The 24,290-nt window shown below is 63.5% G+C and carries 19 protein-coding genes; 10 read left to right on the top strand and 9 right to left on the bottom strand.

All coding sequences use genetic code 11. The annotated features are described in order from the left end of the window. Positions 1 to 531: 531 nt before the first annotated feature. A complete protein-coding gene (locus AT302_RS20745) occupies positions 532 to 1,191 on the bottom strand; it encodes a M24 family metallopeptidase (protein WP_058375642.1) in 660 nt (219 codons plus the stop codon). Between the two features lie 169 nt (positions 1,192 to 1,360). Between AT302_RS20745 and pdxR the strand changes: the two genes are divergently transcribed. Then, positions 1,361 to 2,809, top strand: a complete 1,449-nt coding sequence (gene pdxR, locus AT302_RS20740) for a MocR-like pyridoxine biosynthesis transcription factor PdxR (RefSeq protein ID WP_058375641.1) — start codon at positions 1,361 to 1,363, stop codon at positions 2,807 to 2,809. Here pdxR and AT302_RS20735 read toward each other — a convergent pair. The 5 genes from AT302_RS20735 to cyoA are packed head-to-tail and all read right to left on the bottom strand — an operon-like array spanning position 2,778 to position 7,831. Continuing rightward, a complete protein-coding gene (locus AT302_RS20735; protein WP_305790814.1) occupies positions 2,778 to 3,593 on the bottom strand; it encodes an SURF1 family protein in 816 nt (271 codons plus the stop codon). The two genes, pdxR and AT302_RS20735, sit on opposite strands and share 32 nt — an antisense overlap. A 12-nt stretch (positions 3,594 to 3,605) precedes the next feature. Further along, positions 3,606 to 4,013 (bottom strand): cytochrome o ubiquinol oxidase subunit IV, encoded by a 408-nt coding sequence (gene cyoD, locus AT302_RS20730; protein WP_058375640.1) that lies wholly within the window; start codon positions 4,011 to 4,013, stop codon positions 3,606 to 3,608. Beyond that, positions 4,010 to 4,678, bottom strand: coding sequence for a cytochrome o ubiquinol oxidase subunit III (gene cyoC / locus AT302_RS20725; protein WP_058375639.1), 669 nt, complete (start codon positions 4,676 to 4,678; stop codon positions 4,010 to 4,012). Before cyoC ends, cyoD begins: the two co-directional genes overlap by 4 nt. Then, a complete protein-coding gene (cyoB, locus tag AT302_RS20720; RefSeq protein ID WP_058375638.1) occupies positions 4,671 to 6,674 on the bottom strand; it encodes a cytochrome o ubiquinol oxidase subunit I in 2,004 nt (667 codons plus the stop codon). Before cyoB ends, cyoC begins: the two co-directional genes overlap by 8 nt. Positions 6,675 to 6,727: 53 nt before the next feature. Next, positions 6,728 to 7,831 (bottom strand): ubiquinol oxidase subunit II, encoded by a 1,104-nt coding sequence (gene cyoA, locus AT302_RS20715; RefSeq protein ID WP_084656366.1) that lies wholly within the window; start codon positions 7,829 to 7,831, stop codon positions 6,728 to 6,730. Positions 7,832 to 7,990: 159 nt separating this feature from the next. On the opposite strand from cyoA, the gene AT302_RS20710 reads away from it, so the two are divergent. After that, positions 7,991 to 9,325 (top strand): MFS transporter, encoded by a 1,335-nt coding sequence (locus AT302_RS20710; RefSeq protein WP_058375637.1) that lies wholly within the window; start codon positions 7,991 to 7,993, stop codon positions 9,323 to 9,325. Between the two features lie 75 nt (positions 9,326 to 9,400). Here the strand turns inward: AT302_RS20710 and AT302_RS20705 are convergent, their stop codons facing one another. Further along, positions 9,401 to 10,282 (bottom strand): LysR substrate-binding domain-containing protein, encoded by an 882-nt coding sequence (locus AT302_RS20705; RefSeq protein WP_058375636.1) that lies wholly within the window; start codon positions 10,280 to 10,282, stop codon positions 9,401 to 9,403. A 121-nt stretch (positions 10,283 to 10,403) separates the two neighbouring features. On the opposite strand from AT302_RS20705, the gene AT302_RS20700 reads away from it, so the two are divergent. The 6 genes from AT302_RS20700 to AT302_RS20675 all read left to right on the top strand — a co-directional run bounded on the left by AT302_RS20700 (position 10,404) and on the right by AT302_RS20675 (position 17,721). Then, positions 10,404 to 11,435: an ABC transporter ATP-binding protein gene (locus AT302_RS20700; protein ID WP_058375635.1), complete on the top strand. Its 1,032-nt coding sequence runs from the start codon at positions 10,404 to 10,406 to the stop codon at positions 11,433 to 11,435. Next, the gene (locus AT302_RS20695; protein WP_058375634.1) at positions 11,432 to 12,511 is read left to right on the top strand and encodes an ABC transporter ATP-binding protein; all 1,080 of its coding nucleotides are present in this window, start codon (positions 11,432 to 11,434) and stop codon (positions 12,509 to 12,511) included. Before AT302_RS20700 ends, AT302_RS20695 begins: the two co-directional genes overlap by 4 nt. 45 nt (positions 12,512 to 12,556) lie before the next feature. Beyond that, a complete protein-coding gene (locus AT302_RS20690) occupies positions 12,557 to 14,059 on the top strand; it encodes an ABC transporter substrate-binding protein (protein WP_058375633.1) in 1,503 nt (500 codons plus the stop codon). A gap of 16 nt (positions 14,060 to 14,075) precedes the next feature. Then, complete coding sequence (locus AT302_RS20685) at positions 14,076 to 15,020, top strand: ABC transporter permease (protein ID WP_058375632.1); 945 nt, start codon at positions 14,076 to 14,078, stop codon at positions 15,018 to 15,020. A gap of 22 nt (positions 15,021 to 15,042) precedes the next feature. Further along, positions 15,043 to 15,981, top strand: a complete 939-nt coding sequence (locus AT302_RS20680; RefSeq protein ID WP_218918970.1) for an ABC transporter permease — start codon at positions 15,043 to 15,045, stop codon at positions 15,979 to 15,981. A 102-nt stretch (positions 15,982 to 16,083) separates the two neighbouring features. Then, positions 16,084 to 17,721 (top strand): gamma-glutamyltransferase family protein, encoded by a 1,638-nt coding sequence (locus tag AT302_RS20675; protein WP_058375630.1) that lies wholly within the window; start codon positions 16,084 to 16,086, stop codon positions 17,719 to 17,721. Here the strand turns inward: AT302_RS20675 and AT302_RS20670 are convergent, their stop codons facing one another. Together AT302_RS20670 and AT302_RS20665 are read right to left on the bottom strand one after the other, a co-directional pair. After that, a complete protein-coding gene (locus AT302_RS20670; RefSeq protein ID WP_058375629.1) occupies positions 17,722 to 19,089 on the bottom strand; it encodes an MFS transporter in 1,368 nt (455 codons plus the stop codon). A gap of 140 nt (positions 19,090 to 19,229) precedes the next feature. Continuing rightward, positions 19,230 to 20,495, bottom strand: a complete 1,266-nt coding sequence (locus AT302_RS20665) for a flavin-dependent oxidoreductase (protein WP_058375628.1) — start codon at positions 20,493 to 20,495, stop codon at positions 19,230 to 19,232. 122 nt (positions 20,496 to 20,617) lie between these two features. Here AT302_RS20665 and AT302_RS20660 point away from each other — a divergent pair, with 122 nt between their 5' ends. Beyond that, positions 20,618 to 21,550, top strand: coding sequence for a LysR family transcriptional regulator (locus tag AT302_RS20660; protein ID WP_064674983.1), 933 nt, complete (start codon positions 20,618 to 20,620; stop codon positions 21,548 to 21,550). Positions 21,551 to 21,833: 283 nt separating this feature from the next. After that, positions 21,834 to 24,281 carry an MCP four helix bundle domain-containing protein gene (locus AT302_RS20655; RefSeq protein WP_058375627.1) on the top strand — a complete coding sequence of 816 codons (2,448 nt, stop codon included), beginning with the start codon at positions 21,834 to 21,836 and terminating at the stop codon, positions 24,279 to 24,281. Positions 24,282 to 24,290: the final 9 nt, after the last annotated feature.

Here is a 24,290-nt window from a genome sequence, read left to right as displayed (position 1 = left end):
AACGTTGAACAGCGCACAGCTCAGGGCTGTGGCCAGTAACGCTTTGGAGAAGGTTTGATTTTTCATCGTCTTTCTGTTCTTGAGCGATTGAGCGACATAAGGAAACTGCTGAATTGCGCGCGCGACGTTTCGCACGGACGGGCAGCTCGCTCGAACTGACGGGTGCCTGAGGCTGGCACCGTCGGGGGGCGATGTCTCCGCTGCCTTATTGCCGTCGTGCGGAAAAGTTCCGTCGGCAAATGAGACGGTAACGCAAATTGCGTAATTGGGGAAAGATGCGTCAAAAGTCCGGACGACGGGCCACTGCGCGTATTGGCGTGGCACTGGACAAATGTGCGGAGTGCGTCAAACCCTTCGCCGGTAAGCGTTGAGTTCGATATGGGGTCAGATTGGTTCGAGTGTTTGGCCGCCGAAACGATGGCGCTGGCGCGTGAAATCGCCGAGGGGATGTTGCATCGTCGCCACGCCGGTTTGACGGCGAAAAATTGACGTCGTGGCGACGATCGGAATCAAACCGGAATCAGACCGGAATCAGACCAGCAGGTCTTCGTAGAACGCGCCGAACGGCCGCGTCGGATGGGCGATCTGGATTTCGAGAATCCACAGGCCGCCGCTGGGCGTGTCGGCCAGATCGGCGAGCTTGCCGGCCTTGTAGATCGCGTGGGGGAAGTCGCTCACGCGATGGCCTTTCATGTCGAAGTTGAGCACCCAGCCCAGCACCTCGGCCTGCGCTTTGGCGAACTCGTACAGCGCCTGCCCGCTCACGCCATGCGTGCGCCAGTGGTCTTTCACGATCCCGAATAAGCGCTTGGCGTCGTCCGCGCAGCGTTGCATGTCGGGGTCGCTGCCGGTGGTGCGCGTAAAGCCGCAGTCGCCTTCGTGCGCGCCGAATACCACGCCGATGTCGATGAAGTAGATGTCGTCGTCGCCGAGCACCGGATCGTCGTCGCTACGCTCGCTGAAGGTCAGCCGCGTGTTCTTGCCGAAGCGGATCAGCACCGGGTGCCAGATACGGTCCATGCCGAGTTCGCCAAGCAAAGCCTTGCTGGCGGCGATAGCCTCCGACTCGCGCATGCCCGGCTTGATCAGGGCCGAGATCTTCTCCGTGGCGTCGCACGTGAGGGCTTGGGCGCGCTGCATGGCGGCGGCGCTGAATTTTGCCCCGACGGCTTCTCTTTCTGCCAACTCCATCTCATTTCTCCGCGATATTCAACACTTGTGGGGAGCGCTCGCCGCCGTGAAAGGCCGGGGGGAGGCGAGCGTCATGGCGTTCAGGATAATGGCTAACTTGTATAATTCGAAGCGCCATTTCCCGATCATTTGATTGGGCCACTTTGAATGCATTCAACCCCTCCTTCCCATGCGCCGACGCCACATCAGCGAATCGCTTGAACTGCCGCTCACCGAACGGCGCGAGAAAGAAACGCGGCAGGCGTGGGTGTACCGCTGCGTGCGCGAGCGCATTGTGGCGGGGGAGTTACGACGCGGCGACCGGCTGCCGTCCACGCGCACGCTGGCAGAGCGTTGGGGGGTGTCGCGCGGCATTGTCGAGTTGGCATTCGAGCAACTGACGCTTGAAGGCTACGTGGCGAGCCGGGTGGGGGCGGGGACGGAAGTCGTGGCGGATCTGAGCGAGCCGTCGTCGGTAGCACATGACGCCGACGAACCCTCGCCGTCCCCATTGCCACCGTTCGAGACAGCGGCGTCACTGTCGCTCAAGACGGGGCGCTCGGTCGACGTGGCACTGTTCTCGCTGCCCGCGTGGCGTCGGCACATGAATTACGCACTGCGCACGGTGACCTCGGCGGAACTGGCCGATACCGATCCGCGCGGCTATGGGCCATTGCGGGAGAGCATCGCCCGGTACTTGCGCGTCACGCGTGGCATCACCTGCGACGCCGACCACATTGTGATGACCACGGGCATCCGCCACGCCATCGATCTGGTGAGCGACGTGCTGGCTGATGCCGACACGACTTATTACCTCGAAGATCCCGGCTACAAGAATCTCGCGTCGCTGATTGGCGCGCCGTCGGAGCGTTGCGTCGGTGTGCCTATCGACGATGAGGGCTTCTGTGCGGACGTGGCGGATCGCGTCGGCCGCCCGGGCATTGCCTACGTGACGCCTGCGCATCAGGCCCCGCTAGGGACGACGATGTCGATCAACCGTCGCATGCAGATGCTGGCGTGGGCCGAGGCGCGCGACGTGTGGATCATCGAAGACGACTACGACAGCGAATTCAGCTACGGCAGCGCGCCGTTGCCTGCGCTCAAGGCAATCGACACGCACGGGCGCGTGATCCATTGCAGCAGTTTCAACAAGTCGCTGTTCCCGTCGTTGCGTATTGGTTTTCTGCTCGCGCCCCCGGCGTTGCTGCCGCGTATTGCCGCGTTGCGCTCGGCGTCGGGCCGCGCCAACAGTCTGATCGAACAGATGGCGCTCGCGCGTTACATCGATGCCGGGGATTTCGCGCGCCATTTGCGCGCGTCGCGCAGCGTGTATCTGCGGCGCCGCAATCTGATGCTCGATACGTTGCGCGCCAATCTGCGCACGCCGTGCCGTGTCACGGGCGAGCACGCGGGGTTTCACTTCGTGCTGTGGCTGCCGCCGCAGATAGCGGAAACGCAGGTGGTCGACGCGCTGCGTGCGCAGGGCGTGTTTGTCGAAGGGCTGGGGGAATTTGCCCGGGCACAGCGCATGGCGCCCGGACTGGTGCTGGGCTACGCCGCCTTCGACGACGCGCGCGTCATCGAAGTGGCGAAGCATGTCGCGAGGGTTATCGACGCGTGCGCAGTTCCAGCCGGATGACAAACCATCCGGCGACGGCCGACATGATGGCCAGCGCGTACCAAGTGAGCATGTAGCTCATGTGGTTGTTGGGGAACTGCACCACGGTGAGTCCACCGACCGGGTAGTCGCGCGCTTGCGTATTCGTGATGTTGCCCGTCGTGGCCTCGCCGTCGCCATTGGGTACGGCGCGCGCGGCACCGGCGGGCCCGTCGGCATCCACGAAATACGGCGCCACGTCCGACAGGCCGCGTGCGGCGGCAATGGCAGCGACATCGCGCGAATACCAGAGGTTTTCCGAAGGCGAGTTCTTGCGCAGAAAGCCACCGCCGGCTTCCGTCATGCGCAGCAGCCCGGTGACCGTCACGTCGCCAGACGGCGCGGGCGGCACGGCTTCCTTCCAGCCCGGCGGCACAAAACCGCGATTGACGATTACCTCGCTGCCATCCGCGGTGCGCAGCGGCGTGAGCACCCAGTAGCCGCCCCCGAGATCGGTGACGGCCTGCACCAGCGTGTCTTTGTCGAACGCATAGGTGCCGGTGAGCGAGATGTGGCGGTATTCGTCGTCAGCCGCCGTGATGGCCGGCCATTGCGCGCGGGTAGGCGCGGCGACGGGCGGCGCATGCACGCGGGTATTCACACGCTCGATTAATTCGAGCTTCCACGCGCGGCGATGCAACTGCCACGTACCGAGGGATACGAACACGGAGATCAGGACCAGCGTGATGACGCCGAGAAAGACCAGCCGGAGGGGGGAGGGACGCCGGCGGGCGTCCCCCGAATCACGAAGTTGACTGCTGCTCAAGGGTAATGCCGTTCAAGGGAGGTTTTTCGTATCCTGCATCATACCCGGCATCATGTTTTGGTTCAGGTGATACATCACCCAGAGCGAACCCGAGAGCGCGATCACGACCAGCACGATCGTGAAGATGAGCGAGAGCAGGTTCCAGCCGCCCTCCGACTTCCCGTTCATGTGCAGGAAGTAGATCATGTGCACCACGATCTGAATGGCGCCCAGAAACAGAATCATGATCGCGGTGGTGCTCGATTTCTCGAACACCCCGCCCATCACGAACCAGAACGGAATCGCGGTGAGTACCACCGACAGGATGAAGCCGGTCGCATAGCCACGGAACGTGCTGTGCGGGCCTTCGTCCTCGTGGCCGTGGTCGTCACCATGATCGTGCCCTTCGGCACCGTGCAGCGTCGAATCGTGCGAACTCACGGCAGCACTCCCATGAGATAGACAAACGTGAAGACGCCGATCCATACGACGTCCAGAAAGTGCCAGAACATCGACAGGCACATCAGGCGGCGCCGGTTCGGCGCCGTCAGGCCATGCTTGCCGACCTGCACCATCAGCGTAATGAGCCAGATGATCCCGAACGTGACGTGCAGCCCGTGCGTGCTCACCAGCGTGAAGAACGACGACAGGAACGCACTGCGCCACGGCCCGGCGCCCTCATGAATCAGGTTGGCGAATTCGTAGAGTTCGAGCGAGAGGAAGGCCGCGCCCAGCACCCCGGTGACCGCTAGCCAGCCCAGCACCGCGCTTTGGCGGCGCTTCTGCATCTCCAGCATCGCAAAGCCGTAGGTGATCGACGAGAGCAGCAGGAACGTAGTGTTGACCGCGACCAGCGGCAGCTCGAACAACTCTGCACCCGTGGGCCCGCCCGCGTAATTGCGGCCGAGCACCCCGTACGCCGCGAACAGGCAGGCGAACACGAGGCAGTCGCTCATCAGATAGAGCCAGAAGCCGAGCAGTGTGCCGTTGGGCGGATGGTAATCGCTCGACATCATGAAGCGCAGTTCGCCCTCGCGCGGTGGCGCGGGCGTGTGCGCTGCGGCAGGTGCGCCGCCGACGGGGAAGGGTGCGGTCGTATCAGACATGCTGGGCGAGCAGCTGCGTGCGCGCTGCCTCCGTGTGTTCGACCTGATCGGCCGGGACGTAATACTCGCGGTGATAGTTGAACGTGTGGCCGATCGCCGTCGCCAGCAGCGCGATGAACGACACGATCACAATCAGCCACATGTGCCAGATCAGCCCGAAGCCGCACACCGTCGCCAGCCCGGCGAGGATGATGCCTGCGCCGGTGTTCTTCGGCATGTGAATCGGCAGAAAGCCTGACTCCGGCCGCTTGAAGCCGTGCTGCTTCATCTGCCACCAGGCGTCGTTGTCGTGAACGATCGGCGTGAACGCGAAGTTATAGACCGGCGGCGGCGACGATGTCGACCATTCCAGCGTGCGGCCATTCCATGGGTCGCCGGTGTCGTCGCGCAACTCGTCCCGGCGGCGGTAGCTGACCACCAGTTGGATGAGGAAGCACCCGATCCCCAGCGCGATGAGCAGGGCGCCGACGGCCGCGACTTGGAACCAGATCTGCAACGACATATCGTCGAAGTGGCTCATCCGGCGTGTCACGCCCATGAGGCCGAGCAGATACAGCGGCATGAACGCGACGTAGAAGCCGATGAACCAGAACCAGAACGAGCACTTGCCCCAGAACGGATCGAGCTTGTAGCCGAACGCTTTCGGGAACCAGTAAGTGATGGCGGCCATGATGCCGAAGATCACGCCACCGATGATCACGTTGTGGAAGTGGGCGATCAGGAACAGACCGTTGTGCAGCGAGAAGTCGGCGGGCGGCACTGCCAGCAGCACACCGGTCATGCCGCCGATCACGAACGTCACCATGAAGCCGAGGGTCCAGAGCATCGGCACTTCGAAGCGGATGCGCCCGCGATACATCGTGAACAGCCAGTTGAACATCTTCGCCCCGGTCGGTATCGAGATGATCATCGTCGTGATACCGAAGAACGAATTCACACTCGCGCCCGAGCCCATCGTGAAGAAGTGGTGCAGCCACACGAGATACGACAGCACGGTAATCACGACCGTGGCGTACACCATCGACGCGTAACCGAACAGGCGCTTGCCAGAGTAGGTGGACACCACTTCGGAGAACACGCCGAACACCGGCAGCACGAGAATGTAGACCTCGGGGTGGCCCCAGATCCAGATCAGGTTCACATACATCATGGCGTTGCCGCCGAGATCGTTCGTGAAGAAGTTGGTGCCGGCGTAGCGGTCCAGCGCGAGCAGGGCGAGTACGGCGGTCAGCACCGGGAACGCAGCCACGATCAGCACGTTGGTGCACAGCGAGGTCCACGTGAAGACCGGCATGCGCATCATCGACATGCCCGGCGCGCGCATCTTCACGATGGTCACCAGCAGGTTGATCCCGGATAACAACGTGCCTATCCCGGCGATCTGCAACGCCCATATGTAGTAATCGACACCGACGTCAGGGCTTTGCAGAATGCCCGACAGCGGCGGATACGCCAGCCAGCCCGTGCGGGCGAATTCACCGACGAACAGCGACATCATCACGAGCACCGCGCCGCTCGTGGTCATCCAGAAGCTGAAATTGTTGAGGAACGGAAACGCCACGTCGCGGGCGCCGATTTGCAGCGGCACGACAAAGTTCATCAGGCCAGTGACGAGCGGCATCGCCACGAAGAAGATCATGATCACGCCGTGCGCGGTGAAGATCTGATCGTAGTGGTGGGGCGGCAGATAGCCCATGTTGTCGCCGAACGACACCGACTGTTGCAGCCGCATCATCGCCGCGTCGGCAAAGCCGCGCAGCAGCATAACGATGCCGAGCATCACGTACATGATGCCGATCTTCTTGTGATCGATACTCGTGAACCACTCTCGCCAGAGATAGCCCCAGAGTTTGAAGTACGTGATTGCACCCAGTACCACGATGCCGCCGAAGGCGACCCCCGCAAACGTCGCGAGAAGAATGGGCTCGTGGTAGGGGATGGCCTCCAGCGTAAGACGGCCGAAGATCAGTTTGACGATGTCCAGGTGCTCGAGCATAGGATCATTCGCGCGCGGGGCGCGTCATTGTCGAGGGTTGGGCGCGCGGCGCCTCACTGTGTGAGCCCTTCGCCGGGGGCACGCCGTAGCGTGGCGTCGGCGAGCGGACCGCCGCTCAGACGGGTTGCAAACTGGGAGGTGTTGTCGGCGGTGCACATGGCGTCGGCGAGCAGCGCATCGGTCTTGCCGCCGCGCATCTTCCACGACGTCGTGCCGACATTGCCATCACGCGCTTCGTTGGCCGCATGCTTGTGATTGGGCTGATCCATCATGTCCTTCAGGCAAGGCTGCCCGGCCTGGACACAGCGGTTCAGAATCGCATCGTAGAGATCGGGTGCGACATCGCCGTAGTACTGCACCGGCACCCATTCGCTGGGCTGCGTGAGGGCTTCGTACTTGTCGCGCGAGAGATTCTGGCCCTTCGCCTTGACCTGTTGCACCCACGCGTCGAATTCTTCTGCCGTCATGCCGTGGAACTTGAAGCGCATGCCCGAGAAGCCCGCGCCGCTGTAGTTCGCCGAGAAGCCGTCGTAGACGCCGGGCTTGTTGATGACAGCGTGCAGCTTCGTTTCCATGCCGGGCATGGCGTAGACCTGACCGGCGAGGGCGGGCACGAAGAACGAATTCATCATCGTCGTCGACGTGATTTCGAAGCGGATCGGGCGGTCGACCGGCGCGGCCAGCTCATTGACGGTGGCGATGCCCTGATCGGGGTAGAAGAACAGCCATTTCCAGTCCATCGCCACCACTTGCACCGTCAACGGGCGCGTGTCGGGGGGAATCTCGCGTTTGGCGTCGATCCGTTCCAGTGGGCGATACGGATCGAGCTTGTGCGTACTCACCCAAGTGAGGGCGCCGAGCGCGATGATGATGAGCAGGGGCGCCGCCCAGATCAGCAGCTCGAGCAGTGTCGAGTGATCCCATTCGGGCGTGTAGACGGCATCCTTGTTCGATGCCCGGTATCGCCAGGCAAAGAGCAGCGTGAGTGCGATCACCGGAATGATGATCAGCAGCATCAGGATGGTGGAAACGATAATGATGTCCCGCTGCCTCACCGCGAGATCGCCCGCAGGCGACATCAAAACGGTATTGCAGCCGGACAGCAAAGCGGCGGCGGGGAGCAAAAGTACCCCGCGAAGGAACTTGGGGGAAGTCATGCTGCGATCGATGAACCGTAGCCGTGGACCGGACCCATCATGGACTTCACACCCCGATGCAAGATACTAGGGTAAACCCGATAGCGTCGATTCGAGTAACCTGCGATGCTTTTCGGGCACGAGTGTCATCGTCATCCCGATCCGCAAGGGGGTCCGATAATGTCAAGCAGTGCTCATCAATCGCCGACCCCACCCGGTTCGCCGAGTGCTTCGACTGCGCACGATCACGGCAACAAGTCTCGCATTGCCCCTGAGGAAATCGCGGTAGGCGTTGTCGTCGGACGCGCCTCCGAGTACTTCGATTTCTTCGTGTTCGGCATTTCTGCCGTTCTCGTCTTTCCGCACGTTTTCTTCCCGTTTGCCGACGGCCTGCACGGCCTGCTGTACTCGTTCACGATCTTCTCGTTCGCGTTTATTTCGCGCCCGTTCGGCACGACGCTGTTCATGAACGTGCAGCGGCGCTGGGGCCGTAGCGTCAAGCTCACGGCGGCGCTGTTCGTGCTCGGCACGGCGACGGCCGGCATGGCGTTCCTGCCGGGCTATGCGGTGCTGGGCGACCGTGCGATCTGGCTGCTCGCGTTCTTCCGTCTGGTGCAGGGCATCGGCTTCGGCGGCTCGTGGGATGGTCTGCCGTCGCTGCTCGCCATGAACGCGCCGCCGCACCGTCGCGGCTGGTATTCGATGATGGGGCAGTTGGGGGCGCCGATCGGCTTTCTCATCGCGGGCGGCTTGTTCCTGTTCCTGCACTGGAGTCTGGAGAGCGACGACTTTCTCACGTGGGGCTGGCGTTATCCGTTCTATGTGGCCTTCGCTGTGAACGTGGTGGCGCTGTTTGCGCGCCTGCGTCTGGTGGTCACGAACGAGTACACCGAGATGCTCGAAGAAGGGCAACTGGAGCCGATCAGCACGCGTGAGATGGTGCGCTCGCAGGGCTACAACATCTTTCTCGGCGCGTTTGCTGCGCTCGCCAGCTACGCGCTGTTCCACTTGGTGACGGTGTTCCCGTTGTCGTGGATTTCTCTGCAAAACACGCAAGATCTCGACAGTGTGTTGATCGTGCAATTGTGCGGTGCCGTCATCGCCATTATTTGCACGGTGATTTCGGGGCGCATCGCCGACCGGCTCGGGCGACGCACGACACTCGGACTCTTCGCGATCTTCATCGGCATCTTCGCGCTCTTCGCGCCCTACCTGATGGGCGGTGGCTCGACCCGGCAGGACATCTTCATTCTGGTGGGCTTCGGGTTGCTCGGCCTGTCGTACGGGCAGGCGGCGGGGACGGTGACGTCGAATTTCGAGCAGCGCTTCCGTTACACGGGGGCGGCGCTCACCACCGACTTTGCTTGGCTGTTCGGCGCGGCATTCGCACCGCTCGTCGCGCTGGGGTTGTCAGCGGAATTCGGGCTGGTTGCCGTGAGCGTCTATCTGCTCTCGGGGACCGTTTGCACGTTGCTGGCGCTGCGCATCAACAAGGCGTTGGAAACCCGCGACTGATTGTTTCAGTGTTCCTCGCCACGGCGCGGCTTTGACCGCGCCGTTTCGTTTCCACAGCCTTCACACCTCACACCCTCACACGTCATGCAGCATGCCGACAATCGCCGCCGTGATGTCGCGGGTGCGCGAGTCGTGTTCACGATGAATCATGCCGACCGTGCGCAACAGCGGTGGCGCCGCAATCGGCACGATGCGCAGCAGCGGGTCGGCCTGCCAGTCGCCGCGATGCAGCAGCGGCAATACCGACACGCCGACGTTCTTGCGCACGAGCGCGACGATGGTCTCGATGGAGTTCAATTCGAGATATTCCGTGACGGTCAGTTTCGCTGCGCGCAACGCCTGCTCGACCACGAGTCCCGTGCGCACGCGCCGGTCGAAGCGCAGGAACGCGTGTTCATCGAGAACGGACTGCGGATTGGCGTCCGGCGTGGCATCCCAGACTTCGCGATTGACGACCATCACCATCGGCTCGGTATAGAGCGGCGTCCACACCAGCCCGTCGGGGCGCGCATCGTCGGCACGGGCGACCACGGCAGCAATATCGACTTCGCCCTGTTCGACGAGATCGGTCAGCTCATCGGAACGTGCGGACGTGAGGCGCACATCGAGCCCGGGATGCGCGGTTTTCAGTTCGGCCACCACCAGCGAGAGCGCTCCGATGACCGACACGACGGCACCGATGGTCACCGGCCCCTGCATCGCATCGAGAGGCGAGGCCGTCAGGTCGGCGGTGAGCGCCAAAATCTGCTCGACGCGCGGAAACAGTTCGCGCCCTTGCCGGGTGAGCGTGATCTGCCGCCCGCGACGGTCGAACAGGCGCTGGCCGACGGCATCTTCAAGCCCGCGCATTTGCAGACTCACGGCCGCCTGCGTGAGCGCGGCACGTTCGGCAGCGGCGGCAAACGAGCCGGTTTGTGCCACCAGCCGGAACGTTTTCATCATGCGCAGTGTGAGCATTTGGGAGGTAAAAATAATTTACGTATTGAAAAGAAATATTAATATTTTCTATTGATCCGTGGGGGACATAATCGTGTCATGCATTCCGCTCATGACCGAGCCAGCCCATAACAACGCACCCATGACCCTGCCCGCAGAACCCGCGCCGGTGCTCGATGTGACCGGCCTGTCGCTGAAGTTCTCCCGCGCCGCCGATGCGCCGAATCTGATTGACGGCGTCTCGTTCGCGGTTCACCCCGGCAAGACGCTGTGCATCGTCGGCGAGTCGGGCTGCGGCAAGAGCGTGACGTCGCTCGCCCTCATGGGGCTGTTGCCGAGCCCGCCGGCCAATTTGGTCGCGGGTCGCGCAATGTTCGAAGGGCATGATCTGCTGGCGTTGCCCGAGCGCGAGTTCGCCGACATGCGCGGCAACCGGCTTGCGATGATCTTTCAGGAGCCGATGACGTCGCTGAACCCGGCGTTCACCATCGGCCATCAGATTGAAGAGGGCATTCGCCGTCATCGCGGTCTGGACCGCAAAGCGGCGCGTGCCGAAGCGCTGGCGATGCTGAAGCTGGTGCGCATTCCGGCGCCCGAGACACGGCTCGACAACTATCCGCACGAACTCTCCGGCGGCATGCGCCAGCGCGTGATGATCGCGATGGCGCTCGCCAACCGCCCGGCCCTGCTCATCGCCGACGAACCGACCACCGCGCTCGACGTCACCATTCAGGCGCAAGTGCTCACGCTGATTCAGACGCTGCAACGCGAGACCGGGACCGCCGTGGTGTTGATCACGCACGATCTCGGCGTGGTGGCAGAGGTGGCCGATCACGTCGCCGTGATGTATGCGGGGCGCATCGTGGAATACGGCAGCGTCGACGAGATCTTCGACGATCCGCAACACCCTTATACGATTGGCCTGATGGGCGCGATTCCGTCCATCGGCAAGCGCGAAGGCACGCTCGCGACTATTCGCGGCTCGGTGCCGTCGCCCGAGCGCATGCCGGCCGGATGCCGCTTTGCGCCGCGCTGTCCGTTTGCCGAGGCGCGCTGCACGCAGCAGGCGCCGGTTGAGCGCACACTGTCCGGCACGCATCGCGTCGCGTGCTGGCTCGCACCGGTCGACGCGCTCACGCCGCCCGCAACCCCGATGGAAGAGGTGGCCGCATGACAGCGTTGCTCGAAGCTCGCGATCTGACCAAACACTTCGGCGGCCACCGCGTCGGTTTTTCGCGCGCGCCCACGGTGTACGCCGTGAATGGCGTCTCGTTCTCGGTGCAGGCGGGCGAAACGTTCGCCATCGTCGGCGAGTCGGGCTGCGGAAAATCCACGCTCGGCCGTTTGTTGCTGCGCCTGCTCGATGCCACGCGCGGGGAAGTGCGCTATCAGGGCGAAGACATCATGAAGCTGGGTGCCGGCGCGATGCGGCGTCTGCGACGTGAATTGCAGATCATCTTTCAAGACCCGTTCGCCTCGCTCAACCCGAGCATGACCGTGGGCAGCCTGATTGCCGAGCCGATTGCGCTGCACGGGCTCGCGCATGGCCGCGCACGCGACGACCGGGTGGCCGACCTGCTGCGCACCGTCGGTCTGCAACCGGACTATGCACAGCGCTTTCCGCACGAATTCTCCGGCGGCCAGCGCCAGCGCATCGGCATCGCCCGCGCGCTCGCGGGTGAGCCGCGCGTGATCATCGGCGACGAACCTGTCTCTGCGCTCGATGTTTCCGTACAGGCGCAGGTCATCAACCTGCTCGAACGTCTGAAGCACGATCTCGGCCTCACGCTCATCATGGTGGCCCACGATCTGGCCGTCATTCGTCACATGAGCGACCGCGTTGCGGTGATGTATCTGGGCGAGATTGTGGAACTGGCCAGCGCCGATGCGCTGTTCGACAACCCGTTGCATCCGTACACGCAGGCGCTGTTGCAGGCGATTCCGGCAAGCAGCCCGCACGTGCGCCGCAGCCGCGCGCCGCTGGGCGGCGAATTGCCGAGCCCGACGGCACCGCCGCCCGGTTGCCGTTTTCACCCGCGCTGTCCGCATGCGCGCGAGGTGTGCCGCGAGCAACGCCCGATTGACGAAGTCTTGCCCGACGGCCGGCAGGTGGCCTGCCACTTCTGGCGGGACATCCAGAATGCGGGGGCGAGCCCCACACTCGTCACGCCGCCGAGCGAAAAGCTGACGGCGCGTCTGGCGCTGTATCGCGCACGGCAGGCGCAGGCCGACGCGGCTGTCGTCAGCTAATAACACCCACACTATTCCGATAAACACTCACGAGAGACCTCACGCATGCGCAACGTTCTGCTCGATTTCGCTCTGGCTGCCGCACTGACCACGGGCGCCGCGTCGGCGATGGCCCAGTCGGCCATCCGCATTGGTTTGCAGGAAGATATCGGTTCGCTCGACCCGGCGCGCAGTTCGCAGGTTGTCGACCGCATGGTGTTGCGCTCGCTGTGCAGCTCGCTGGTCGATATCTCGCCGGATCTGAAGTTCGTGCCGATGCTGGCCACGTCGTGGAGCGTGAGCGCAGACGGCAAGACGTGGACGTTCAAGCTGCGTCAGGGCGCGAAGTTCCACGACGACGAGCCGTTCAACGCCAAGGCCGTGAAGGCCAATCTCGACCGCGCACGCAGCATGCCCGCGAGCAATCGCAAGAGCGAGCTGTCGTCCATCGATCACGTCGACGTGGTGGACGATTCGACCGTCAACATCGTGCTCAAGGCCCCGGACTCGGCGCTGCTCGCCACGTTGTCCGATCGCGCCGGCATGATGCTGGCCCCCAAGACACTGGCCGATGACGCCGCCGTGCAAGCACGCCCGGTGTGCTCGGGCCCGTACAAGTTCGTGCAGCGCGTGCAGAACGACCGTGTCGTGCTGGAGAAATTCGCAGGCTTCTGGGATGCCGACAAATACCCGATCCAGAAGGTCACTTTCCTGCCGATTCCCGACACCACCGTGCGTCTCGCGAACGTGCGCTCCGGCTCGCTCGATATGCTTGAGCGTCTGTCGCCGTCCGACGTGAAGTCGGTCAAGCGCGATGCCAATCTGAATTTCCTGACCATCGACGGTCTGGGCTACTACGGCCTGACGTTCAACGTGGCCGCCAACGCGCCCAAGGCGCTGCGCGACAAACGCGTGCGTGAAGCCTTCGATCTGGCCATCGACCGCGACGCCATCAATCAGGTGATCGGTGGCGGCATCTTCACCCCTGCCAATCAAGCGCTGCCCAAGAGCGGCCAGTACTACGACACGGCGATCAAGACGTCGAAGCGTGATGTTGCCAAGGCGAAGGCACTGCTCAAGTCGGCAGGCTTCGAGAAGGTGGACGTGACGCTGAGCTTCGGCAACAACACCGTGTCGAACCAGATGGCGCAGATGTTGCAGGCAATGCTCGCCGAGGCGGGCATTACGCTGAAGCTGCGTCCGATGGACTACGCCGCTGCCCTCGACGCCGCGCACCGTGGCGACTTCGATGTGCTCTACAACGGCTGGTCGGGCCGCGTGGACCCGGACGGCAACCTGCATCAGTTTGTGACCTGCAAGGGCAACCTGAACTACGGTCAGTATTGCAATGCCGACGTCGACAAACTGCTTAACGACGCCCGCGTGAAGTCCAGCGTGGCCGAGCGCAAGCCGCTGTACGACGCGGCCAACAAGATCCTCGCCGACGACAACCCGATTCTGTATCTGTACGTGCAGCCGTGGCCGTATGTGCTCACGAAGAAGGTGCAGGGCTTCGTGCCGTATCCCGACGGTTTGATCCGTCTGCGCGGCGTGAGCCTCAAGGGCTGAGGGAGCGAGGTAAGCCATGCTGCGTCTCGTCCTCCATCGCGCGCTCGTCGCCATTCCGACACTGTTCATCGTGTCGATGCTGATCTTCGGGCTGCAAAAAATGCTGCCCGGCGATCCCGTGCTCGCGATGGCTGGCGAGGACCAGAACCCGCAGGTCATCGCGGCGTTGCGCGAGAAGTATCACCTCGACAAGCCGCTGCCCACCCAATACGCGCTGTGGATGGGTGACGTGCTGCATGGCAACCTCGGCAATTCGCTGCGCACCGGCGAACCGGTGACGACGCTGATCGCGCAGAAGCTGCCGGTGACGCTGCAACTGGCTTCGCTCGGTCTGCTCATCGCCATCGGCATCGGTATTCCGCTGGGCATTCTGTCGGCGGCGAATCGCGGCAAGGCGGTGGATTACGGTGCCAACGTGCTGGCGCTCTCGGGCATGTCGATCCCCAACTTCTGGCTGGGCATCCTGCTGATCTTTCTCGTGTCGGTGCGCTGGCAGTTGCTGCCGTCGTCGGGCTACGTGCCGCCGGGCGAAGACCTGTGGATGAGTTTCAAGACGATGATCATGCCGGCCTTCGTGCTGGGGGCGGCGCTGGGCGCGCAACTGATGCGTCATACGCGCAGTGCCATGCTCAGCGTGCTGCGCACCGACTACATTCGCACCGCGCGCGCCAAGGGCTTGTTGCGCGGCACCGTGGTGCTCAAGCATGCGTTCCGTAATGCGCTGATCCCGATCGTCACGGTGCTCGCGCTGCTCTTCGGTGAATTGCTCGCGGGGGCAGTGCTGACCGAACAGGTCTTCACGATCCCGGGCTTCGGCAAGCTGGTGGTCGACGCGGTGTTCAACCGCGATTACGCGGTGGTGCAGGGCGTCGTGCTGGTGACGGCGGTGAGTTTTATCGCGCTGAATCTGGTGGCCGACGTGCTGTATGTGTTGCTCAACCCGCGCCTGCGCCGGGCCTGAGGCTTATTCTTTCCGACTGAACATGGCCGCCTTGCCCACGACTCCCTCCACACCGTCCACGCCGCCCACGCCGCCCACACTTGTCGCCGCTTCCGTATCGGCAGCAGCGAGTGCGGAGCGTTTGCCGCGCCGCCGTCATCGCGGGCTGCGTAAATTCGCACGCAACCGTGCGGCGGTCGCCGGTGCGATCATCGTCGCGTTCGCCGTGCTTGTCGCGCTGCTCGCGCCGTTGATTTCCCCTTACGATCCGATCGCCACCAGCTTCATGACCGTGCGTCAGGCGCCCAGCGCGCTGCATTGGTTTGGGACTGACGAACTCGGGCGCGACATTCTCGCGCGCATGATTTACGGCGCCCGTGCGTCGCTCGCGGCCGGTGTCGTGTCGGTAGGCATTGCCGTGATCATCGGTGTGCCGCTGGGGCTGCTCGCCGGTTACTTCGGCCGCTGGGTCGATGCCATCGTGTCGCGTCTGGCCGATGCGCTGCTCTCGATCCCGTTCCTGATTCTCGCCATCGCCATGGCGGCGTTTCTCGGGGCGAGCCTGACCAACGCCATGATCGCCATCGGCGTGTCCGCCATGCCGCGTTTTGTGCGGTTGGCACGAGGGCAAGCGCTCACGGTCAAGGCGGAAGAATATGTCGAAGGCGCGCGCGCCATCGGCCTGTCGGATACGCGCATCATCGTGCGCTACATCCTGCCGAACGTGCTGCCCCCGATCATCGTGCAGGCGAGCCTGACGGTGGCGACGGCCATCATTGCCGAAGCGAGTCTGTCGTTTCTAGGGCTGGGCCAATTGCCGCCGATGCCCTCGTGGGGCTCGATGCTCAATACCGCCAAGGACTTCGTCGAACAAGCGCCTTGGATGTCGATTTTCCCCGGTATCGCCATCTTTTTGACGGTACTCGGATTCAACCTGCTGGGAGACGGTTTGCGCGATGCGCTCGATCCGCGCGAACAGTAACGAGGGTGTCCCCCGCGCGTAACGTGAGCGTCCTAACGTTGCAGCGCGGGCCTCCCCGGCAGCCAACTCCACCCATTCGAGACAAAGGTAAGTGAAAGCGTCATGACGCAATTCAACTGGCAGAACCCTTATCCGACACCGCGCCTGCCGGTGTTCGCCCGCAACATCGTGTCGACGTCGCACCCGCTCGCCGCGCAAGCCGGCCTGCGCATCCTGTGGCAGGGCGGTAACGCCGTCGACGCGGCCATCGCCGCAGCCGCCTGCATGACCATCGTCGAGCCGGTCTCGAACGGTCTGGGCGGCGACTGCTTCGCGCTCATCTGGGACGGCAAGGAGCTGCACGGCCTGAACGCTTCGGGTGTGGCACCTGAGGCGTGGAATGTCGACTACTTCCGCAAGAAATACGGTGAGCAGCACGGCATCGCGAAGCAACCGACGCGCGGCGTAGACACCGTCACCGTGCCCGGCGTGATCGCCGGCTGGGAAGCGCTGCACGCGAAGTTCGGCAAGCTGCCGTTCGCCGATCTGATGGCACCGGCCATCGAGATCGCCGAGCGGGGTCACGCGGTTGCCAACATCGTTGCGCGCAAGTGGGCCGCCGCCGTGCCGGAACTGAAAGACCAGCCGGGCTACGCGCAGACGTTCATGACGCATGGCCGTGCACCGACGACCAGCGAAATGATGCGTTTCCCGGGCCACGCGCGCACGCTGCGCATGCTGGCCGAACAAGGGCCGCGTGCTTACTACGAAGGCGAGATCGCCGAGCGCATCGTCGCTTGGTCGAGCGAGCACGGCGGGTCGATGACGACCGACGATCTGCGCAACTACCGCGCCGACTGGGTCAAGCCGATCGAGAAGGATTATCGCGGCTACACCGTGCATGAAATTCCGCCGAACGGGCAGGGCATTGCCGCGTTGATGGCGCTGGGCATTCTCGAGAAGTTCGACGTGTCGCGTCTCGCCGTCGACCGCGTGCACTCGCAGCACTTGCAGATCGAGGCGATGAAGCTCGCGTTTGCCGATCTGTACAAGTACGTGGCCGACCCGCGCTCGATGGAAGTCACGCCTGAGCAGATGCTCGACGACGCCTACCTGACGGCGCGCGCAAAGCTCATCGATCCGGACCGCGCCACGCAGTTCGACTTCGGCATGCCCAAGGCCGGCGGCACGATCTACATGTCGACGGCCGACGAGAGCGGCATGATGGTCAGCTTCATCCAGTCGAACTACATGGGCTTCGGTTCCGGCGTGGTCGTGCCCGATCTGGGCATCGCGCTGCAAAACCGTGGCTGCGGCTTCTCGATGGACCCGAAGTCGGCCAACGTGGTCGAAGGCGGCAAGCGCCCGTTCCACACGATCATTCCGGCGTTCCTCACGCAAAAGGTCAACGGTCAGCACGAGGCCGTGATGAGCTTCGGCGTGATGGGCGGCGACATGCAGCCGCAAGGCCACTTGCAGTCGATTGTGCGCATGCTCGACTACGGTCAGCAGCCGCAGGCGGCATGCGACGCACCGCGCTGGAAGGTCAACCGCGATTTCACCATCGACGTGGAATCCACGCTCGACCGTGAGACGGTGGCCGGGCTGCTTGCACTGGGCCACAAGCTGAAGTCCATCGACGATCCGTATATGGACTTCGGCTCGGGGCAGTACATCTGGCGTCTGGATCGCAACGATCCGGAGCGCGGCTACGTGGCCGCCAGCGACAGCCGTCGCGACGGCCTCGCTGCTGGTTTCTGATCAGGCAGTCTCTGTCGTCGTGGCATCGGGTTGGCGAGCTTGCTCGCCACCCGAGTGCCGAACGCCCACGCTGATCGCCAGTGCCGCAACGCTGGCAATCAGCGCGGGGACAGCAGCCATCATGAAGAGGTGCTGCGGGTCCCATTGCAGCGCCAGCAACACGCCACCGACCATCGGCCCGACGATGGACCCAATGCGGCCGATACCGAGTGCCCAGCCGACCCCCGTGCCCCGAATCGTCGTCGGGTAGGTGCGCGCGGCCAGCGCATTCGCACCGATCTGCCCGCCGACCACGCAAAAACCCGCGCCGAAGATCGTTGCCGCCAGCACGGCCACCGAGGTGCCAGCCAGCCCCACCGGCACGATGCACACCGCCGCACACAGATACACCGCACTGAGCGCCTTGAAGGGCGGCACGCGGTCGAAGACGCGTCCCAGCGTGAGCGTGCCCAGCGTGCCGCCGATTTGCAGCATCGACGTGATGAGGGCGGCTGTATCGAGAGGGATGCCCGCATCGTGAATTACGGTCGGCAGCCAACTCGACAGGAAGTACAGATCCATCAGGCTCATGAAGAAGATCACCCACAGCAGCAGGGTGATACGCACTCGCTTGTCGGCAAATAGCGCACGCACACCCGCATGACCCGACGCGTGCACGTCCACGCCGCCGTCGATCTGCGCATCGGCTGGAAGATCGGGCGCGAGCTTGCGCAGCACCGCCCGCAGGCGGGCCGGGTCTTTCGCGCGGGCGATCAGAAAGCGAGGCGATTCGGGCAGACAGCGCCACGCAAGCACCGTGGCGGCCAGCGGCAACAAGCCGCCAACGACAAACACCGATTGCCAGCCGAAGTCCCGAATCAACCCGGCGGCCACCAGCCCGCCCAGCGCGGCACCCAGCGAGAAGCCGCAAAACATCACCATGATCGCCGTCGAGCGCACACGCTCCGGCGCGAACTCGCCGGTGAGGGCAATGGCGTTGGGCATCACGCAGCCCAGTCCAATGCCCGTCACGAGCCGCAAGATGAGCAATGCCGTGACCGATTGCGCGAGCGCCGTCGCGAGCGACATGACGCCGAAGATGAGCATGCCTGCGATCAGCACAGGTCTGCGTCCCAGCCGGTCGGACAATGGGCCGCCGATCAGTGCGCCCAGCGTGAGGCCGACGAGACTCGCCGAGAAGACTGGACTGAGTGCTGCTCGTTCGATACCCAGCGCGTGCACGATGGCGGGGGCGACATAACCGATGGCCTGCGTGTCGAAGCCATCGAGAAAGACAATCAGCGCACACAGCGCGGTGACGAGCAACTGGTAGCGGCCGAACGGCCGCTCGTCGATGAGCGCTCGCAGGTCGATGCGGGGCGTAGGCATACGTTTGTCTCCACGAATGGCCTCGTTGGCGAGGCTCTGTCGTAAGTGTGGGAAATGCAAATGCAAATGCAAAAGCGTGCGGGCCGTCGGGCGCGCACGCAGGTCGTTGTCGATGGGTTTTCGGGGGCGCCGGTCAGGCGTCAGCGGGCGGCAGCGGCCTGTTTGGCATTGAGCGTCTTCCGATTGAGTCCGGCCACGTTCTTGTAGCGATTCGAAATCTCGGCGAGATCGGCGTTGCTGATGACATCCTCGATCCGCGCGAACGGCTTGTCGCCGCTCAGGTCATGCACCGTTTGCAGAATGGCGTCCGGCGGCGCCGTGCGGTTCATCAGCACGACATCGGCGGTGGCCTTGCCGCGAATGCGTTCGTAAGCGTCGAGTGCCGCCGTGCTCAGGCCGTGCTCGCGAAGCTGCGCGGCCAGACACGGCGCGTCGAGAATCGCCTGCCCTGCGCCGTTCGAGCCGCGCGGCACCATCGGGTGCGCGGCGTCGCCGAGCAGCGTGACGCGGCCGAAGGTCCAGCGCGGCAGCGGGTCCTGATCGACCATCGGATATTCGAGAATGGTCTCGGTGGCCTCGATCATCCCGGCCACGTCGAGCCAGTCGAAATGCCAGTCGGCAAACGCCGGGAAGAAATCCTCCCGCCGCCCCACACCATTCCAGTCGCGGCGCGCCGGCTGCGGCGATTCGATTTCGGCGACCCAGTTCACCAATTGATTGCCTTGACCGTCGACGTTGTTGCGAATCGGATAGATCACCATCTTGCCAACCGACAGCCAACCGGCACGCACCATCGTCGCGCCCGAGAGGAAGGGTGGCAGCACCACACTGCCGCGCCACATATTCACGCCCGAATAGCGCGGTGCCCCTTCGGTGGGATAGCACTGCTTGCGCACGACCGAGTGAATGCCGTCGGCGGCCACGAGCAGACGCGCACTGACCGGCGGCAGGGCGTCGCCATCGGGCGATGCAAACCGGACGGTGACGTTGTCGTCGTTCTGTTCGAAGCCGGTGCAGCGATGCCCTTCGACCACCGCGTCGTCGCCAAGGCGCTCGCGCACTGCAGCGAGCAGGATGCCTTGCAGATCGCCGCGATGGATGGAGAACTGCGGCCACGCGTATCCGGCATATTCACCGGCGGGCTCGCTATAGACGAATTGACCGAACCGATTGAAGAACGCCGATTCGCGCGTGGTCACAGCAACGTTGCGTAGCGCGGCAGTGAGGCCCAACTCGTCGAGCACGCGCGCCGCGTGCGGCAGGATGTTCACGCCGACGCCCAGTGGACGAATCTCGGACACGGCTTCGTAGATGCGGCAGGCGATGCCTGCGTCGTGAAGGGTGAGGGCGAGCGTCAGACCGCCGATACCGGCGCCGACGATGGCCACATCGACGGATGAGGACATGGAGGTGTCTCCTGCGCGGCAATGCGCTGTGAGGTTGGAATGAACACCATTAGAGCGCGCCGCCAGTCATTAGGGAATTTTGACTATCATATGAATTAATATTCAATGGTTATGAGTGACGGATGAACATCTCACTGCGTCAATTGAAAGCGTTCGTGCTGGTCGCCACGCTGGGCAACTTCACCCGCGCGGCGGAGCGATTGCACATCACGCAGGCCGGGCTGTCGGTGATGATGCGCGAGATCGAAACGCAGTTGGGCAGCCGTTTGTTCGACCGGACGACTCGCAGCGTCACCCTCACGCAGGCCGGTCACGCGTTGTTGCCCGTGGCGAGTGCGGCCGTCGGTCAACTCGATGCGGTGGCCGGACAGATCGCCGCGTTTGGTCAGGTGGCGCGCAAGACGTTGCGTATTGCTGCCACGCCGCTCGTGTCGTCGCATCTGATGCCGGAATGGTTCGGCGCCTTTGCGAGCGAGCATCCCGACGTGGATCTGCGGCTGGTGGAAGCCGAACTCGCGCAAGTGCAGGCGCTTGTTGAGCAGGGCGAGGCCGATCTGGGCTTCGGCTTCTTCACGAAGGCGTCGCACGGTATCGAGCGCACGCTGCTGCAATCGTTTCGCCTGATGCGCGTGACGGCGGCAGGCAAGCGAGCGTTGTCGCGCAAGACGGCCAAGGGCGGTGTCCCTTGGGATGACCTGCGCGACGAGAAGCTCATCAGCCTGCCGCCCGACAATCCTATTCAGCAGCTCGTGGAGACGCATCTCGCGCGCATCGGCCGCGCCGACGAGCCGCGTGCAGTGTTTCGCCGCTTCGAGACATTGATCGGCATGGCCGAAGCCGGGCTCGGCGCCGCCATCGTGCCGACATTCACATTGCCGGCCTGCCGAGCGCGTGCGGTGCGTTGGGATGTGCTCACTTCCCCTGAAGTGACGCTTGGTTTTCACCGCATCGTCAAACGCGGTCGCGCCAAGCCGGAACTGTGGCGTCAATTCACCGAGCTGGCGGCAGGGTCATTGCGTCGTATCGACGCAATGGCCGATGAAGGCGCACGTTAGCCGACGTCATCGTGAAGCCATCTTCGCGAGGGGGACGTGGTGAGGACGATGCGTCTCTATAGCAAGCACTCACCCCTCGGAAAGTTAGTGCTTACCCATCTCGGATTCCTACACGCCATTGCCGATCGGGTGATACGTGAAGCTTCCGTTGATTCATCGAATCGTCACAGTTCGCCCCTGATAATCACGTCGCACGAGGAATTTACAAACTAATTCGGCGGCCGATCTACTGCGTCAATCACGCGGGGCACCGGGCGCCGGTGCGACCCGGGGAAATGACGCAATGACCATCCGTCATCGAATAACGCTATTGGTGATCCTGACGTTTGTCGCGCTCTCGATCATTGGTGGTTACGCGGTGTACCAGACGCGTGCCAGCGCTCAAAAAGTGCGGCAGGTAACCGAAGGTGTGGTACCGAGCGCGCTCGCTTCTGCCGATCTTGTCTCGCAAGTCAAGGCAGTTCAGATCGCCACGATGACGCTGGTCTACGCGCCTGACGAGACCGTCGTCGAACAGGCGCTCGACAATCTCAAAAAGCTGCGCGCCGACATCGATCAATCGCTGGCCCGTCAAGCCGACGGCGCCGCCAGCGCGGCACAGAAGGGGCTGGTGGCACAGGCCCGCGAGAGCGTCGACAACTACTTCAACGCGATCACCGATACCGCCAAGCTCAAACAGGCCGGTAAGGCCGAGATGGCGCAGGCGTTCCTGTTTGCGAACGTGGCGCAATACCGCGACGAACTCGAAGGTGTGGTGAACACGCTGCGCGTGGAGAAGAACCGCGAGAAGGATTCTGCGATCGCCACGCTCAACGACACGCTCTCGACCACGACGACGGCCATCGCCATCGTCACGGGCCTCGCGATCCTGTTGCTGACCGCCATCGGTGCGCTGCTCTACCGTCAGATCACCAGCCCGCTCTCGCGCATGCAGGGCATGATGAGCGAGATCGCCAGCAGTCAGGACTTCACCCGCCGCGTGCCGGTCGGCCGGATGGACGAAATCGGTCACTCGATCGTCGCGTTCAACGGCATGATCGAGAAGATTCAGGAGCGCTCGGCGCAACTCAAGCAGAAGACGGCCGATATTCAGGCGATGTTGCAGAACATGCAGCAGGGCATTCTGACGGTGGTCGACGGCTCGAAGGTGCACGCCGAGTACTCGGCCTATCTCGAAGCGATTTTCGAAACGCAGGACATCGCGGGCCGTGGCGTGATGGAGTTGGTGTTCGGTGACAGCGATCTCGGTTCCGACGCGCTGTCGCAAGTCGAAGCCGCCGTCGATGCCTGCATCGGTCAGGACGCCATCAACTTCGCCTTCAACGAACACTTGCTCGTGGGCGAAATCGGCAAGCGCATGCCCGATGGCCGCGTGAAGCAACTCGATCTCACGTGGTCGGCCATTACCGACGAGACCGACACGATCCTGCGCCTGATGCTGTGCGTGCGTGACGTGACCGAACTGCGTGAGCTGGCCGCCGAAGCGAACCAGCAGAAGCAGCGCCTCGAAATGATCGGCGAGATTCTGGCGGTGAGTCAGGAGAAGTTCCACCACTTCATCGAAAGCTCGACCGACTTCATTCGCGAGAACGAGCGCATCATCCGCAAGCACTCGCAGGCCGACAGCGCAGCGATTGCTGAGCTGTTCCGCAATATGCACACGATCAAGGGCAACGCGCGCACGTACAACCTGCAATACCTGACCAACGTCGTGCACGAGACCGAGCAGCAGTACCACGAGCTGCGTCAGCCGGAAGCGGGCTTGCCGTGGGATCAGGACCACCTGATGCGCGAACTCGAACGCGTGCGTAACGCGGTCGACACGTACGCCCATATCAACGAAATGAGTCTGGGCCGCAAGGGCCCGGGCCGCACCGCTGACGAACAGTCGATGGTGGTGGATCGCGGTCATATCCGTGCCAGCCTGCGCATGCTTGAGGCGGCTGACCCGAACGATCTGCATCAACTGGTTGCGATGCGCGACGCCGTGCACCAGACGCTGCGTTTGCTGGGCACCGAAGGCGTAGGCGAAGCGTTGGGCGGTGTGCTCGATTCGCTGCCGTCGCTGGCGGGTGAACTCGGCAAACCGGCCCCGGCCGTGCGTATCGACGACAACGGTTATCGTCTGCGCTCGCCGGCCGTGCGAATTCTGCGCGACGTGTTCATGCACTTGCTGCGCAACTCGATGGACCACGGGCTGGAAAGTGGTGACGAGCGCCGCGCGAAGGGCAAGCCCGCCGCAGGCACCATCGATATCGAAGTCGGTCTCGATCACAACATGCTGCAAGTCACGCTGACCGACGACGGCCGCGGTCTGGCGCTGCATCGCATTCGCGGCATCGCCGTGCAGCGTGGCTGGATCACGTCGGAAACTTATGTGACGGACGAGCAGATTGCGCAGTTCATCTTCCGCCCGGGCTTCTCGACGGCCGCGCAGGTGACCGAAGTGTCGGGGCGTGGTGTGGGCATGGACGCCGTGCAGGACTTCGTGCGCCGCGAACATGGCCGCATCGAGTTGCGCTTCACCGACGATCGCAAGGGCGCGGAATTCCGCCAGTTCCAGACGGTGGTGTGCCTGCCGGACAATCTGGTGGTCGATGGCTTCGACATGAACAGCGTGGCAGCCGACGCGGTGGACCTGCCGAGCGCGCAGATCGAGTCGATCGATAAGCTCGACCCGCGTGAGGTTCGCGACGACCTGTCCAATCTCTCGAACGCCGGTAAGGTCTGACCCAGTATG

The sequence above is a fragment of the Pandoraea norimbergensis genome (assembly GCF_001465545.3).
GTDB classification, from domain to species: domain Bacteria; phylum Pseudomonadota; class Gammaproteobacteria; order Burkholderiales; family Burkholderiaceae; genus Pandoraea; species Pandoraea norimbergensis.
The sequence above is the reverse complement of the archived record's forward strand: the minus strand, read 5'-3'. Positions and strand labels throughout refer to the sequence as shown.

Excerpts from the sequence above, each read along its gene's own strand:
- AT302_RS20745 (WP_058375642.1), bottom strand. The coding sequence starts at position 1,191 with ATGGAGTTGGCAGAAAGAGAAGCCGTCGGGGCAAAATTCAGCGCCGCC.
- pdxR (WP_058375641.1), top strand. The coding sequence starts at position 1,361 with ATGCGCCGACGCCACATCAGCGAATCGCTTGAACTGCCGCTCACCGAA.
- cyoC (WP_058375639.1), bottom strand. The coding sequence starts at position 4,678 with ATGTCTGATACGACCGCACCCTTCCCCGTCGGCGGCGCACCTGCCGCA.
- cyoB (WP_058375638.1), bottom strand. The coding sequence starts at position 6,674 with ATGCTCGAGCACCTGGACATCGTCAAACTGATCTTCGGCCGTCTTACG.
- cyoA (WP_084656366.1), bottom strand. The coding sequence starts at position 7,831 with ATGACTTCCCCCAAGTTCCTTCGCGGGGTACTTTTGCTCCCCGCCGCC.
- AT302_RS20710 (WP_058375637.1), top strand. The coding sequence starts at position 7,991 with ATGTCAAGCAGTGCTCATCAATCGCCGACCCCACCCGGTTCGCCGAGT.
- AT302_RS20705 (WP_058375636.1), bottom strand. The coding sequence starts at position 10,282 with ATGCTCACACTGCGCATGATGAAAACGTTCCGGCTGGTGGCACAAACC.
- AT302_RS20700 (WP_058375635.1), top strand. The coding sequence starts at position 10,404 with ATGACCCTGCCCGCAGAACCCGCGCCGGTGCTCGATGTGACCGGCCTG.
- AT302_RS20695 (WP_058375634.1), top strand. The coding sequence starts at position 11,432 with ATGACAGCGTTGCTCGAAGCTCGCGATCTGACCAAACACTTCGGCGGC.
- AT302_RS20690 (WP_058375633.1), top strand. The coding sequence starts at position 12,557 with ATGCGCAACGTTCTGCTCGATTTCGCTCTGGCTGCCGCACTGACCACG.
- AT302_RS20685 (WP_058375632.1), top strand. The coding sequence starts at position 14,076 with ATGCTGCGTCTCGTCCTCCATCGCGCGCTCGTCGCCATTCCGACACTG.
- AT302_RS20680 (WP_218918970.1), top strand. The coding sequence starts at position 15,043 with ATGGCCGCCTTGCCCACGACTCCCTCCACACCGTCCACGCCGCCCACG.
- AT302_RS20675 (WP_058375630.1), top strand. The coding sequence starts at position 16,084 with ATGACGCAATTCAACTGGCAGAACCCTTATCCGACACCGCGCCTGCCG.
- AT302_RS20670 (WP_058375629.1), bottom strand. The coding sequence starts at position 19,089 with ATGCCTACGCCCCGCATCGACCTGCGAGCGCTCATCGACGAGCGGCCG.
- AT302_RS20665 (WP_058375628.1), bottom strand. The coding sequence starts at position 20,495 with ATGTCCTCATCCGTCGATGTGGCCATCGTCGGCGCCGGTATCGGCGGT.
- AT302_RS20660 (WP_064674983.1), top strand. The coding sequence starts at position 20,618 with ATGAACATCTCACTGCGTCAATTGAAAGCGTTCGTGCTGGTCGCCACG.
- AT302_RS20655 (WP_058375627.1), top strand. The coding sequence starts at position 21,834 with ATGACCATCCGTCATCGAATAACGCTATTGGTGATCCTGACGTTTGTC.